Genomic DNA, 14395 nt, shown 5'->3' on the forward strand with positions numbered 1-14395 from the left:
TGATTGGTCAATTGCTACCAATAGTCATTAGTAAACACAAATGACAAATGACAAATGACAACTGACACAAAGGAAGCAGAACTATGGAAATGATGATTGAAGACTTGATGGAACAAATGATTGAAATGGGTGGTTCGGATATGCACTTATCCGCAGGTTTGCCTCCCTACTTCCGCATTAGTGGTAAACTCACACCCATTGGCGATCAAGTCTTGACCAATGATCAATGCCAAAGATTAATCTTTAGTATGCTCAACAATACCCAGCGTAAAACTCTAGAACAAACCTGGGAATTAGATTGTTCTTATGGCGTAAAAGGTTTGGCACGTTTTCGGGTGAATGTTTATAAAGAACGAGGCTCTTATGCAGCTTGTTTACGGGCGTTAAGTTCCAAAATTCCTAACTTTGAAAAATTGGGTCTACCAGATGTTGTCCGGGAAATGGCAGAGAAGCCCAGAGGCTTAATTTTGGTAACAGGCCCTACAGGTTCTGGCAAAACAACGACTCTCGCCGCCATCATTGACTTAATTAACCGTACTAAAGCAGAACATATTTTGACGGTAGAAGACCCAATTGAATTTGTGTACGAACCAATTAAAAGCTTAGTTCACCAACGACAATTGGGCGAAGATACAAAGAGTTTTGCTAACGCCTTGAAAGCCGCCCTCCGGGAAGATCCAGACATTATGCTGGTGGGGGAAATGCGGGATTTAGAAACAATTTCTTTGGCAATCTCAGCCGCAGAAACAGGTCACTTGGTATTCGGCACACTACACACTAGTTCCGCCGCCCAAACAGTTGACCGGATTATCGACGTTTTCCCCCATGAAAGACAAACTCAAGTACGAGTACAGTTATCTAACTCCCTCGTTGCCGTATTTAGCCAAACCTTAGTACCGAAGAAAAACCCCAAACCAGGGGAGTATGGTCGAGTCATGGCTCAAGAAATTCTGATTGTGACTCCGGCTATTTCTAACTTGATTCGAGAAGGTAAAACTTCGCAGATTTACTCAGCAATTCAGACAGGCGGTAAATTAGGAATGCAAACTCTGGAGAAGGTTTTAGCTGATTACTACAAAGCCGGAACTATTTCTTTTGAAGCAGCAATGTCTAAGACTTCCAAGCCAGATGAAATTCAGCGTCTGATTGGTGCATCAACACCCCCAGCCGGAGCAAAACCTGGTGCTGCTAAAGCTCATTAAAATTTCATTCGGAATCAGAAAAGTAATAATTAGTAGTCAGTTATTAGTTGGCTATTAATTATTGCTGATTGACCAAATTTAAAATTTTGAATTTTGAATTCATCTATCTATGCCAACCTTCATTGCCAAGATTCGAGATACTCAAGGAAAATCTCGAACTGAAAAAATAGTTGCTGAATCTTTAGCCCAAGCTCGTAATAATCTTAGAGATAAAGGTTTTGTAGTTCAAGAACTCAAACAATCTCAAGGCTTGCCACTCAGCTTTGACTTCAAAAAATTCCAGAATTCATTTGTTAGTGTTCCAATTAAAGAAAAAGCGGTTTTTTCTCGACAACTTGCTACCTTAGTCAATGCGGGAGTTGCAATTGTTAGAGGTTTAGGGGTACTAGCAGATCAGTGTACCAATCCGAAGATGAAACAAGCACTCATTGATATTAGTAATGATGTGCAGAGTGGTGTTAATCTTTCTGATTCTATGCGGAAGCATCCTGATTGTTTTGATGGTTTGTATGTCAGTATGATTCAAGCTGGCGAAGTTGGGGGGGTGTTAGATGAAGTACTCAATCGTTTAGCGAAATTATTGGAAGATGTAGCGAGATTGCAAAACCAAATTAAATCAGCACTAGCTTATCCAACGGTGGTAGGTTTTATTGCTGTGACTATCTTTGTTGGGATGACAGTTTTTCTTTTACCTGTTTTTGCAAAAATATTCACAGAAATAGGTACAGAATTACCTCCTTTAACACAATTCTTGATGACTTGTAGCGAAATTTTAAGAAGTTGGAAATCTTTTGTGATTATTGCTGCATTTGTTGCAGCAAAATTTGCCTATGGGCAGTACTATAAAACTCGTGTTGGTAGAGAAACTATTGACCGTTTATCTCTCAAAATGCCCTTATTTGGTGATTTGATTCAAAAATCTTCTGTAGCCAGATTTAGTCGGACTTTTGGTTCTTTGACTCGTTCAGGCGTGCCGATTTTGACTTCCTTAGAAATTGTCCGAGATACATCAGGAAATCAAGTTATTGCGAATGCGATAGATGCTGCCCGTTTAGAAGTTCAACAAGGCGGAATGATTAGTCTTGCTCTCCAAAAAGCGAATGTCTTTCCGGCAATGGCAATCCAAATGATTAGTATTGGTGAAGAAACGGGAGAATTGGATGGGATGTTAATGAAAGTCGCTGATTTCTATGAAGATGAAGTTGAGCAAGCAGTAAAAGCCCTAACTAGTGTTCTTGAACCAATCATGATTTTGGTTTTAGGAAGTATGGTTGGTACTATTTTGATGTCGATGTATTTGCCACTATTCAAGGTGTTTGAAAAGCTGGGATAAAAAGCGAAAGGACGAAGTTTTATCGTAAGAATTCAGGAGTCAGAAGTAAGAATTCGCGTGGGGTTGATAAATCAAGGTTTTGCTAGACAGAGATGCTAATAGTCCAAAACTATCAGTAATCAAACTGTGATCACTTCTGACTTCTGTAGTCTGAATACTGACGTTTCATCCTTCACATTAGCCTGCGGCAAGCCATCCAAAGGGTGTCTACACACTTCATACTTTATAAAATTATGCCTGTGCAGAAATCTCATTATGAAGCCAGCTTGGCAGAGTATAGCAATCATCAAGCGGCGATCGCTCTCCTCAAACAACACCGACCATATCTAGAAATGATTCCTAGTTTGCGTCGTCCAGATGAAAGCGTAATTACTATTCCTCTACCTATTGTTCGTCTGCGTAAAACTGTTTCCGAGGTTCCCCAGGCAATTTGTCTACCCTGCGATGTGGCAATTTTAATGTGCGATCCAGAATGGAAAATTAAAACTGGAGCCGAAATTTTAATCTTTATTCACCGTCCCCATGAAGACTTTTCTGATTTGTTAGGACGTTGGCGACAAACCCAAATTTTCTTAGATCAAGACTATGAATGGTTAATGCCACCTCGCCATAGTCATATATTAAGTGAAGGAGCAAATACTATATATCCGTTGTTTGTAGTGTTTAGTGAAACATCAGAACGCATTCAACGAGGTCTGATCGGTGCAGAGTTGCCATTTGTTATGCAAACATCATATTTGCTATTGGAAGAAGAACGAAGAGAGGAAGAGGGGCTAGAGGCTAGAGATTAGAGATTAGGGACTAGGGACTAGGGTTAAGAGGAAAAGAAACAGCCCCTTCATCTCTTCTCTACCTACCTCCAGTCTCTAAACCTCACCGCTTATTTCACAAACTGAGGCATGATTTCGGCTGCGGTGAATATACCGTAAATTCCGCGTTGATGTAGTTGCATTCCAGCTTTGAGATAACCAAAAGCAGGGCCGCAGACGTTTGCTGCCATACTGGTTTCATCGCCTAATGTAAAGGTATGAGTAGAAATCTTTCCTTCAAAGGTGCGTCCTGTAACTTTCACATTGGTGCTGAGGGGCTTTTTAGGATTGCGAGTATCTACTACACCGCCAACAGTGACGCGATCGCGATCTACTATCCCTGCTAACTCTAACATCACATCATCGGCGTGTTCCATATTTTTTAAGGTCAACACGCCATTGGTTTTATCTAATAATGCCTCTACCTCTGCGTCAGTCATTGCCCGTGCAGTTTCTACAGTATAACCAGGCATGTGACCGATATCTTCTCTCACGGTGGCGCGGTAAGCTTCCCAGTTAGCAATACCTACACCAAAGGTAATCTCGACTTTGTGAATTTCGGCGTAGCTTTGGGCGGCTAAAGCAGCAGCAGCAGTTAACAGTCCTGGTGTTGCACCACATCCTGTCATGTAGGTAATACCTGCGGCTTGTAATTCGTCTTTCATAGCAATTAACTGTTCTACCGCACTGGTACGCTTAATTGCATCTACTAACACACCACGCCAACCAGATTGAATAAACTGCCGCGCTACGGAAGGAATAAAATCATTGGGTAGGTTGGGTAAAGCTAAAAAGTACCCATCTACAGGTTGAGCGGTATCAATTAAATCTTGAATACTGTTGTTTGTTAATGTCCCGACTGGTTCTAAATAACCTACAGAACCTTGCGACTGATAAATGGCAATGCAATCTTTAAAATTTAACCCTTCCGCAGCGTAAGCATAGCCTTTTTGATCTGCCACTGCTACTAATGTCATTTCTCGTTTACCAGCAAGTACCTTGGCTGCTGCTTGTCCGAGTCCACCAAAACCCAGTACTCCTACCCGTAACGCTGGCGCAATATTGAGATTTTCTGTACTCATAGTCAATTACTTAAGTTGAATCAAAAGCTTTGAGTCTGAACCATCTTGGCTGATGGCGATCGCTCAAAGCTATAAAGGTTAATTATGCTTTATTATCCTGGTTTCTTCGCCAACCAGATCAGTTTTTTTACCAGAAATTATTTCTCAGTGGGTTAGGCTTGAGCAAATTTTCATGTGTCATCGCTTCATCATAAAACTCAAAACTTAGCAAAATTAAGAACATAAGCTTCAATCATGGGTTTAATTCAAAATTATGTTATTTCTTAAGATTTTGTGTGAACTATAACATTACAGTCCACATTGCCATTATCTTGGAGTGTTACAATCATGGATTTTGTTGATCAAGTCAGAGCTTTTGCATCTACAATTCCTGCAAAATTAGGCAGCATCAAAACTGAGGAAGCTACAAAACACTTTCTTATCATGCCTTTTATTCAGAAAATTTTGGGGTACGATCCCTCTCACCCAGATGAAGTAATGCCTGAATATGATGCAAATGTGGGAGCTGCCAGAAAATTCAAACTAGACTATGCAATATTTCAAAATGGCCAACCAGCAATTCTGATTGAGTGTAAATGTTATGGTACTGATTTCAGCAAAGATAATGAATGGAGTCAATTATTTGCTTATTTTATGGCAACGGATGCGCGAATTGGTGTATTAACAGATGGGGTAATATACAAATTCTATGCTGATTTAGAAAGGCCTAATAAGATGGATAAAACTCCATTCTTAGAATTAGATTTACTAAATTTAAATGAATCAGTGATTCGTGAGCTTTCTAAGCTAACTAAATCAGCATTTAATGTCAATGAAGCTATTATAGCCGCATCAGAGTTAAAGTATGTTGGTGGTATCAAGGCTCTGCTAAAAAAGCAAGTTGAAGAACCTAAAAGCGAGTTTGTCAAATATTTTTTTAAAGAGTTATGTCCTGAGAATAATTTTGTAGGTCAATTGAAAGACGAGTTTACTGGATATACACAAAGGGCTATTAAGGAATTTATTCGAGAGGAAATTGAAAGTCTTTTAGACGAAGCAACAGGACGTTCAAAAACTAAACAAGAAACTATCAAAATAGAAACAGAAGTAGAGACGGAAGAGACAATTAAACAACTTGACTTTACAGAGGATGAGCGTGAAGGATATTATATTGTTAAATCTATTTTACGTCAGGCAATAGAGCCGACTAGAATAACATACAAAGATACAGTTAACTACTGCAATATTCTATTAGATGGTAATACTTGGAAACCGATTGTGCGTTTATATTTTAACGACTCAACTCGGAAGAAATTAGAAATTTTTTCAATGGATATAAATGGCACTAGAACTCAAGATAAAGTTTCTATCGATAATGTTAATGAAATTTATCAGTATGCTGATAAGTTAAAGGCAATTGTAACTGCTTATGAACAGCCCCAATTCAGTAGCAAAAGTGCGGCTATAGTTTAATAGATGTGGAAAGCGATCGCCGATGTTAGTGCTGAAAGCGATCGCCCCAAAGTATTTAAAAGCGAAAGAGCTTTTTTCGCTATCCTATAAAAGTAGAAAAGTAAATCACTCCTCAATTTACCGATGGTTGCTTTACCCGATCGCATTTTCATCAGCGCAGACGAATATCTAATTTGGGAACCTACCCAAGAACAACGCTACGAATATTGGGATGGTGAAGTTGTCGCCATGAGTGGTGGGACGCGCAACCATAATCGGGTGTCGGGAAATTTCTTCAAACTTTTAGATGATGCTTTAGGCGATCGCACCTGTGAGGTATACATTGTAGATGTAAAGGTGCAGGTAGAACCAGGACAGAAATATTTTTATCCTGATGTGGTAGTGACTTGCGATGAGCGGGATGATGATCCACAATTGATACAGTTTCCCTGCTTAATTATCGAAGTACTTTCACCTTCAACGGAAGCATCTGATCGGGGTAAAAAATTTGCTGCATATCGTCAATCTCCAACCTTGCAAGAATATGTATTAGTACAAGTAACACAACCGGGTGTGGAAGTATTTCGCCGCAACGAACAGGGAAAATGGGTATTGTCAGATTATAATTTAGACAACACATTGCTACTAGAATCGGTAAATGTAGAAATAGCGATCGCTGATTTATATCGACAAGTTCAATTTGAGGCTGAAGCGGATAACAGTTAGTACTAAATAACAGACTATCTTTGTGCGTAAGTCCTACTGTATTCTTAATTACCAATAACTAATTCCCAACTGTTTAATCTACCAACATCTTGTGGTGCAGCATCGATGAGCCACAATTGCCAGCGCCCTTGCCCAGATATGGATAGTAACTGCTTGAGGGCTGGATGCGATCGCACATTATAAGTCATCTGCGAGTTAGTCCGTCTGCCTAAAGTCCGGTTTTGTAACAAAACTGACTGATTATTCGGCGCTATTAAGTAAATTTCTACATCGCCTAAAAAATCGTGCGAGACATTCACACTTACTTGAATATCTTTAACTACGATATCCTCGTTAATGGCGATCGCACTTTTTACACCTTGGCGATCATTATCTGGAATGCCTACAGAGTTGGGATTACTCACCCGCAACTGTTGGCTCACAAGTGATGTGCCTTCTCGCATTTGCTTGGCAACTTGGACGGCTTTAGCGGCGTTGACTTTGCCATAGCCAAACCATTGGGAATGACCATTACCATTGTAAGTCCCCCCTTTGAGACCTAATTGCGGGTCGGGATTCGGGTCAACTATTTTATCAGTAGTTTCTTGTAAGATGCGTTTAACTTGTTGAGCAGTTAAATCGGGATTCGCCGATAAAACTAAAGCCGCTACTCCAGCCACCACAGGCGTAGCACTAGAAGTCCCACCAAAACTACTAGTAAAATTGCCTTTGTCGTAACCTGCGGCTCCTAATTGGTCAGTGGTGAATACACCCAACCCGTTAAGATAAGCAGCGATCGCAGGTTGTGTATACACATAACCCTTTTCTGGAAATGACATTCCTGGCGGCGCATTATTACTAGGCGCACATACAGCAATACTATCTCCCCAATTACTGTAAGCCGCTTTCTTATTCAAACTAGTGGAAGCCGCAACAGTAATCACATCAGGATGTACCGCAAAACCACTGAGCCATTCGGTTTTACCTTGTAAAATTTTATCAGGCCAAGTTTGTTCAATCACACTACCATTAATTGGACGGTTGGCATTACCAGCAGCAAAACAAATCACACATCCTTTTCCTTTCCTGCCTTTGGTGGCTGCGCGGGTAATGGCCGCCCGTTGCCGCAAAGACAAGGGGAAATACACAGCCGAAGCTCCCCAACTGCAAGAAATTACACTTGCACCCTTGTCAATTGCCCAATTAAAAATTTGCTCAACAGATTCATCATCTAAATAACCAGTAGTACGGATGGGCATAAATGCACAACCAGGAGCCACCCCCACAATACCAGAACCATTTTCTTCCGCAATGGCTACCCCAGCGCAAGCTGTCCCGTGGCTAGTTTCTCTAGCATCTGGTAAAGGTAGAAAATCATTTTGTTTCAAATCTCTAGGGGCAACAACTTTACCTGAACCTTGAAAATCAGGATGATTCAAATCAAAAGAATCATCCACCACAGCCACAACAACAGAACGGACACCGCGAGTAATATCCCAAGCTTTTTCGACTGAGATATGGGAACCTAATACTAAATCCTCACCGCCGCTATGGTTTAAGTACCACTGTTGGGTATAAAGCGGGTCACGGGGTTTGTAGTGTGTTTCGCTATTAATGATAATGTTAGGTTCAGCAGCTAACACTTCTTTGAGTCCTTGCAGTTGGTTAGTAATTTTAATTGGGTTGTCTGTAGCTTGTTTACTAACCAAAAATACGAAAGTGTTAGGGATGCCCAGAACAGGCTTATCTGGAATTAAACTATATGCACTGGCGATCGCATTAATTCTAGGCGCTGCTATCTCTTCTAAAAATTGAATAGTAATTTGGTCGCCCAAGTAAACAAAAGTCCCAGGATTATTTTTAATAGTGTAAACATGGCTGGCAAAGGCTACATTTTCCGCTGCGCGGGCTTGAGCCATCGCCGCATCTAACTGGGCGGGTGCAACTTTAAATAATTCTAGTTGTGCTTGGGGAATACTTCGCTGCCAAATGCCCCAACTTACCTGAGATAATTGTTGAGGTGTAAAATCGTTAGCTGGGCGGATGGTGAAACGGTCTGTTGCTTTTTCTAACACTAATTCTTCACCACCGCGTTGCAGAACAAATCCCAAATTGCTGGCTGGTACACCTGTGGTTGGAAGATCAGAGGAATTAATGCGATCGCTCATAATAGACGATGGTAATTAGTATACAGAAGCACTGGGAACTCAATTAAACCGATTTTCAGTCTAAAGCAAAGAAACCAAGTATATAGCTGTGTTTTGTTTAAAACGAAAACAAAGTTAAGATACCCAAAGTTTCTCTTAGTATTTATATATATTTGTCACACCCATTTAATCTATGAAAATAGCTGCAACTGCTCCTTTTATTAGCCTCAGTTCCTTCTCAGTCATCCTCTGCTTAAGTTTGCTATCGCCCGCTTATAGCCAACAAGCACAGCCTATTGACCCCAACGATCCCAATAATCTCCGTCCTACCACCCAAAACAATAGCTTGTTAAGCATTGAAGGCGGAGAGCGACTGATGAAAGAGGCAGAAGCAGCCGTTTCCGCCCAAAACTATGCCCTAGCCGCCAAAAAACTCCAAGAAGCACGGCAAGTTTTTAATCAGCTATCTAACTTTTATCAAGACCTAAACTCTAGCTTTTCTGGTATTGACATCAGAGTGTCTGACTCTCAACGTCAAAAAGCTTTATTAACCGCCCAAAAGCGAGACGAAGCCACATATCAACTCGCACTTGTACATCGCGCCCAAAATCAGCCAGAATTAGCCGTACCACTATTAATTCAAATTGTTAGAAGTCAAAATCCCACCCGCGATTTAGGTAAAAAAGCATATCAACAGCTATTTGAACTAGGCTTTGTTGATACCCCCTACCCCAGACAAAGCGGTTCAACTTCCCAAAAATAAATTTTGTTCTGTCGTTAGTCATTAGTCATTCTCCCCCGCTCCCTGCTCCCTGCCCCCCTGCCTCTTCTTCCACTCCCTAATCTGCTAATAATAGAGAAGTAGTTTTTTCAGAAATTGCGATGATTAGTCCGCAGCAGATTGAAGCTATGATCAAGGCGGAACTGCCAGACGCTCAGATACAAGTACAAGACTTAACAGGTGGCGGAGACCACTATCAAGTTACAGTCGTATCATCGCAGTTTGCAGGTAAAGGACTAGTGCAACAACATCAGCTAGTTTATGGCGCGTTGCGGCAAGCTATGTCCACAGAAGCAATTCACGCCTTGGCAGTTAAAACATTTACGCCAGAAACTTGGCAAACAACCACTTCATGAAATCAATAGTCCCAAGCTAGGTTGAGCATTGACTATTGATTTTTTTATATCAGTAACATAGGAAACTAAAACACCATGTCACCAGAAGTCAAAGAGAGAATTGAGAACTTAATTAAGCAAAACAAAATCTTTGTTTTCATGAAGGGAACTAAGTTAATGCCTCAATGTGGTTTTTCTAACAACGTTGTCCAAATCCTCAATACATTGGGTGTTCCCTTCGAGACGTTTAATGTTCTTGAGGATGCTGAAATTCGTCAAGGCATTAAAGAATATTCCAACTGGCCGACTATTCCCCAAGTTTATATTAACGGTGAATTCGTTGGTGGTTCCGACATCCTCATTGAAATGTACCAAAAGGGATCATTGCAGGAAACAGTGGAAGTTGCTCTAGCTTCGTAATTTTGAAATAAGTTTAATTACAAAAAAGCCCCTGTAACGGGGCTTTTTTGATGGACTACGCTTCCCAAAGCAGAAAAATTACTCAATGGTTAGTAGCAAGTCGTGAATAAAAAATTTTCTGCTTTTTAATTAAAATCACAATCTTAAACACCCCTCACAAGAGTTACCAAAATTACCACAGGTCTGAGGGGATGTTTTTCCCAGTACAATCTCTCCCAAAATTTACACCACCGCACACTTGATCAATACAGATAACGTGCTATAATCATCTGCGTCAATCTACGCTTACTTTGAATGGCTAAAGCAAAAGCTTTAGTAGTAATCGTGTTGTGGTTGTGGTTCCGGCATTGCAAAATTTGATGCATCGTACAAGTAGCGGCTGGCTTCCTCTTCTAGACGATGAATCAGGTATGGCTCGATAGCGTTGCCATGTCGCAGTGCGGCTAGATATCCATCCAAATACATCCGCATATCGTCCATACGATAACCGCGATTCCATAGCTCGACGAAGGCGTCTGTGAGTCTTTGGTAATAACGGATGGTTTGTGTGTCTTGAAGCATAACTGCTGTTTGATCTCTTTGGAATGAGAATTGTAAATGATTAACGCTGAAATGTGAAGTGCCACTTTCGCTTTTTTAGCGTTTTTGGCATATAAATTATGCCAATGATTCTGCTTTGATCTGCCCCCTCCAGCAGCTACAGCGTATTCAGATCCTATTCCAGAAAACTGGGAAATTGATTGGTCAGTAATTTATTCTTATGATTTCTTCTTTTAACAACTTGATTTTTATGGTTGAGGTTAAGCTTGAGCAAGCATAATCTACACTCCAACGCTAGGCTGAAGAACTTTTACACTCATGGAATACTGGCTGAGTAAAAGTTCTTTATAAAGTTACAATTTGCTAAAAGCAAATTGATTGTTAAGAAGAACTTTTGATAAGTCTAACAAAAATTTAAGAAAATTACTAATTATCCTTGGGAATAGGCTGAGGTAGGAGATATTGCCACCCTTTTTTAGAATAAATGTCAAATGAATTGTGATTAGAAGTAACAAAGACTACAAAACCTTGAGCATGAGCTTGTTACTTTGAAAGTCATCAACGCTAAGGGGTCTTACCGCCGTGGGTTCGGTTTGTATTGAAATCGTTGAGGGGAATCCCCATCTAAGGTCGTTGCTGGGTTGGCACTTGCAACAGTTAGAGTATAGGGTAAATCAAGCTGCCAGCATTTATCAAGCAAGAGAAGTGTTTTTAACCCATCAACCAACTCTAGTGATTCTAGATGCGGATCTGCCTGATGGAGATGGTATCGAGTTTTGCCGTTGGTTGCATCGTCAGCAACAGCCTTTAATCTTAATGCTGTCTGCACGTAGCAACGAAGCGGATGTGGTCGCAGGACTAAAGGCGGGGGCCGATGATTACCTCAGCAAACCTTTTGGTATGCAGGAATTTTTGGCTAGGGTTGAGGCATTAATTCGCCGCAAACGCACGCCGACTGCACCAGCTTATTTAGACTATGGCACTTTACAAATTGATTTAGTGCAGCGTCGTGTCCGATTCCAAGGGGAGTTTATCGATTTAACACCCCAGGAATTTAGTTTGTTGTATGTGTTGGCGCAAGCTGGCGGAGTACCTTTGTCTCGCTCAGAATTGCTGCGTCGTGCTTGGCCAGATGCAATTGACAACCCGCGCACGATAGACACTCATGTTTTATCGCTACGCAAAAAAGTAGAACTTGATCCCCGCCAACCTAGTTTGATTCAAACTATTCGGAATGTGGGATACAGATTTAACATGGAAATTTTGAATGCCAATCTTCCCCAATCACAAACAAAGTTAGCAAAAGAACGGTTTAGTAATCAACGTCCAACACTTACTACTCAACGGTGATGAAGCAGGAGGCAGAAGGCAGGAGTTTAAAAAAAATTACTGTTGCTGACATTGATATTTTTAAAATATCCTGGTGTATGCTTCAACTGCTGTAAGTGTTGTGTTTAGGGTGATTTATCAGATAAGAGGTTTTTAAATCCATTCTTCTGCGGCTTGAGTTTCTGCCTGAGTCAAACTTGCTTGTAAACTGACTAAATCTACCTCTGAGGCGGGTTTGTCTGCTAACAACTGGCCTTGGTGCAGGTGTAACAGCCTGGTACAAAACATTTGGGCTAAATCTAACTGGTGATTGACCATCAAAATTGTAGTTTGTTGGGTTTCGGCTAGTTGAATGAAGATTTGCATCAGATGAGAGGCTGTACCTACATCCAAGGCCGATGTTGGCTCATCTAATAGTAAGATTTTGGGTTGGATGATTAAAGCACGAGCGATCGCAACTAATTGCCTTTGACCAGATGACAACTGTAACTCATTCTTAGCTAACCAGTCGTTAGGAATATGCAATTGTTCCACCCAATGGCTAACTCGTTGCTGAATCGTCTGTTTGGGCATTCCGCGCAAAACTAAAGGATATTCCAAGGCTTGCTGGACTGTCATCCCCAGTAGCTTTGACTCTTGCAACACCAGTGTCACCGCTTGGCGTAGTTGGATGGCTGGGATTTGGCGGTATTCTTGATTGTCTAGATAGATTTTGCCACTACTAGGTTCAGTTAAGCGGTTTATTAGGCGTAGTAGTGAGGTTTTGCCAGCACCAGTTACGCCAGCGATCGCAATTCTTTCACCAGGGAATACTTGAAAGGAAATATTCTGTAAGATTGGGTATCCTTGGTGATTGCTTTTTAGTTTGGTAAATAGATTAACTTGCTCAAGCCGGAGTTGGGCTTGTGGAGTGAGATTATCCACAGTTAGAGTTTTCCTTTTTTCTCAAGCAAAGGCAAGGCAGCGCGTTGGGCGGGTTCCCCGACTTGTAGCGACTGCCGCACAAAGTCGCAAAGGATTTTTTTCGTCTTTACGTGAGTTTTTAAATTTAAGATAGTGTCAAAGCTGTATTGATAGTCCAAGCATCGACTAACAGCAGTAGTAATGTAAATCCAAATAAAATTGCATACATCCAAGGCTGTGCTAAGGGACGAACATCTGTGGTGTCTATGCCTGTTTTGACTTGAACAATGTTAACTAAACGGGCAAAACCAGCCACGCGCATCGGTAATAAATAAGCTTTACCATCTTTGCTAAGGAAATAATAAACTAACCCGCCTTGACCTGTAGAACGGGGTTTGATTTCTTTGACTTCTGACCAAGGCAAAGTCCAACCTTTACGAAAGAAACGCGGAACCCAAACAGGGTAAGTTACTTGAATTTCTTGGTCATTGACAATTACTCTTTCTGTCAACACTGCATACAGTCCGATAAAGCCGATGGCAATTCCTACCCAGAGTAATGACGGTGGCGTTGGTGCGGCTGTTGCTTGGGCTAAAAATGGCAATGGTATTGTGAGTGCTACATATAAACTCAACAGGGTAATCCGAATTAACGGAGATAGGCGAAATATAGTTGTAGAGGTATTAGCTGAGTTGGCTGTCACGGTTCCATTATGATTGTTGCTTTCAGTTTTATCCTAACTGGAAGGCTTATATCCTGGCGACTGAAGTCGCAGCTATATAAGCAAAACCCGCCTGCGCGGGTTCTAAACCCTTAATTTTCTATCAATTTTAGGCAATTTTAAGGTAAATACTTCTGTACCACAGTCCAGCCAGTCCAGGATACCCAAGCAAAGGCGGCGCAGAGAATAACATTGACAGTGATGTGTAAAGTTCTTATCCAAGGTCTTCTAGGGTGAATTTGCGTGGCACTGACGGCAGATATTAAAACTAAAAATACTACTATTAGCCCAGCAGGCAAGTGTGATGAATGTCCTAATGAACCAAAATGACCTAATGTGCCGATAATGCCGATCGCCAATAACAATAACACTAAACTCACCATACTAATGCCCATTGTATAGTGGAGCAATCGCACTCCCCCACGACTCACAGGAAACCCAGGCAAACTAGGCATAGATTGAGAAGTTCTCGCTTGCCACATCCATATCCCGGTGACAGCTAACATGACATAAGCCAACAGCGATAAGCCCATTGACCAAGCAGCGATTTTCCACAGCCAGAGAAAAGAGGGTAGGTGCATAAAGTTGGGGGAGTGGGGAGACAAGGTAGACAAGGGAGAATAACTAATAACCCACCATCACAATAGAAAAGGTTGC

15 protein-coding genes are annotated in these 14395 nt (G+C 41.2%); 9 read left to right on the top strand and 6 right to left on the bottom strand.

Features of this window, described 5'->3' with window-relative positions; translation table 11 throughout:
• Window positions 1-83: 83 nt before the first annotated feature.
• The 3 genes from ACX27_RS26485 to ACX27_RS26495 all read left to right on the top strand — a co-directional run bounded on the left by ACX27_RS26485 (window position 84) and on the right by ACX27_RS26495 (window position 3326).
• Entirely contained in the window at window positions 84-1202 is a 1119-nt protein-coding gene (locus ACX27_RS26485) for a type IV pilus twitching motility protein PilT (RefSeq protein ID WP_062296840.1), read from the top strand.
• A gap of 109 nt (window positions 1203-1311) precedes the next feature.
• The gene (locus ACX27_RS26490; RefSeq protein WP_062296841.1) at window positions 1312-2535 is read left to right on the top strand and encodes a type II secretion system F family protein; all 1224 of its coding nucleotides are present in this window, start codon (window positions 1312-1314) and stop codon (window positions 2533-2535) included.
• Between the two features lie 233 nt (window positions 2536-2768).
• Window positions 2769-3326, top strand: coding sequence for a hypothetical protein (locus ACX27_RS26495; protein WP_062296843.1), 558 nt, complete (start codon window positions 2769-2771; stop codon window positions 3324-3326).
• Between the two features lie 89 nt (window positions 3327-3415).
• Here the strand turns inward: ACX27_RS26495 and bioU are convergent, their stop codons facing one another.
• The gene (gene bioU, locus ACX27_RS26500) at window positions 3416-4426 is read right to left on the bottom strand and encodes a (S)-8-amino-7-oxononanoate synthase BioU (protein WP_062296845.1); all 1011 of its coding nucleotides are present in this window, start codon (window positions 4424-4426) and stop codon (window positions 3416-3418) included.
• 327 nt (window positions 4427-4753) lie between these two features.
• Between bioU and ACX27_RS26505 the strand changes: the two genes are divergently transcribed.
• Window positions 4754-5878 carry a type I restriction endonuclease gene (locus tag ACX27_RS26505; RefSeq protein ID WP_062296847.1) on the top strand — a complete coding sequence of 375 codons (1125 nt, stop codon included), beginning with the start codon at window positions 4754-4756 and terminating at the stop codon, window positions 5876-5878.
• Between the two features lie 123 nt (window positions 5879-6001).
• Window positions 6002-6583 carry a Uma2 family endonuclease gene (locus tag ACX27_RS26510; RefSeq protein WP_062296849.1) on the top strand — a complete coding sequence of 194 codons (582 nt, stop codon included), beginning with the start codon at window positions 6002-6004 and terminating at the stop codon, window positions 6581-6583.
• A 44-nt stretch (window positions 6584-6627) separates the two neighbouring features.
• On the opposite strand, the gene ACX27_RS26515 is transcribed toward ACX27_RS26510, so the two are convergent.
• Window positions 6628-8730, bottom strand: a complete 2103-nt coding sequence (locus ACX27_RS26515; RefSeq protein ID WP_062296850.1) for a S8 family serine peptidase — start codon at window positions 8728-8730, stop codon at window positions 6628-6630.
• Window positions 8731-8902: 172 nt separating this feature from the next.
• On the opposite strand from ACX27_RS26515, the gene ACX27_RS26520 reads away from it, so the two are divergent.
• From ACX27_RS26520 to grxD, 3 genes are all read left to right on the top strand, one after another.
• Window positions 8903-9472 (top strand): hypothetical protein, encoded by a 570-nt coding sequence (locus tag ACX27_RS26520; protein WP_062296851.1) that lies wholly within the window; start codon window positions 8903-8905, stop codon window positions 9470-9472.
• Window positions 9473-9591: 119 nt separating this feature from the next.
• Window positions 9592-9846 carry a BolA family protein gene (locus ACX27_RS26525; RefSeq protein WP_062296852.1) on the top strand — a complete coding sequence of 85 codons (255 nt, stop codon included), beginning with the start codon at window positions 9592-9594 and terminating at the stop codon, window positions 9844-9846.
• Window positions 9847-9921: 75 nt separating this feature from the next.
• The gene (grxD, locus tag ACX27_RS26530) at window positions 9922-10245 is read left to right on the top strand and encodes a Grx4 family monothiol glutaredoxin (RefSeq protein ID WP_062296853.1); all 324 of its coding nucleotides are present in this window, start codon (window positions 9922-9924) and stop codon (window positions 10243-10245) included.
• A 312-nt stretch (window positions 10246-10557) separates the two neighbouring features.
• Here the strand turns inward: grxD and ACX27_RS26535 are convergent, their stop codons facing one another.
• The gene (locus tag ACX27_RS26535; protein ID WP_062296854.1) at window positions 10558-10806 is read right to left on the bottom strand and encodes a DUF6761 family protein; all 249 of its coding nucleotides are present in this window, start codon (window positions 10804-10806) and stop codon (window positions 10558-10560) included.
• Between the two features lie 561 nt (window positions 10807-11367).
• Between ACX27_RS26535 and ACX27_RS26540 the strand changes: the two genes are divergently transcribed.
• Window positions 11368-12135 (top strand): response regulator transcription factor, encoded by a 768-nt coding sequence (locus ACX27_RS26540; protein WP_062296855.1) that lies wholly within the window; start codon window positions 11368-11370, stop codon window positions 12133-12135.
• Window positions 12136-12267: 132 nt separating this feature from the next.
• On the opposite strand, the gene ACX27_RS26545 is transcribed toward ACX27_RS26540, so the two are convergent.
• The 3 genes from ACX27_RS26545 to ACX27_RS26555 all read right to left on the bottom strand — a co-directional run bounded on the left by ACX27_RS26545 (window position 12268) and on the right by ACX27_RS26555 (window position 14319).
• Window positions 12268-13038 (bottom strand): ABC transporter ATP-binding protein, encoded by a 771-nt coding sequence (locus ACX27_RS26545; protein WP_062296856.1) that lies wholly within the window; start codon window positions 13036-13038, stop codon window positions 12268-12270.
• 124 nt (window positions 13039-13162) lie between these two features.
• Window positions 13163-13720 (bottom strand): hypothetical protein, encoded by a 558-nt coding sequence (locus tag ACX27_RS26550; RefSeq protein ID WP_062296858.1) that lies wholly within the window; start codon window positions 13718-13720, stop codon window positions 13163-13165.
• 137 nt (window positions 13721-13857) lie between these two features.
• The gene (locus ACX27_RS26555; RefSeq protein WP_062296860.1) at window positions 13858-14319 is read right to left on the bottom strand and encodes a DUF4079 domain-containing protein; all 462 of its coding nucleotides are present in this window, start codon (window positions 14317-14319) and stop codon (window positions 13858-13860) included.
• Between the last annotated feature and the right edge of the window lie 76 nt (window positions 14320-14395).

It is taken from the genome of Nostoc piscinale CENA21, from assembly GCF_001298445.1.
Lineage (GTDB): Bacteria > Cyanobacteriota > Cyanobacteriia > Cyanobacteriales > Nostocaceae > Nostoc_B > Nostoc_B piscinale_A.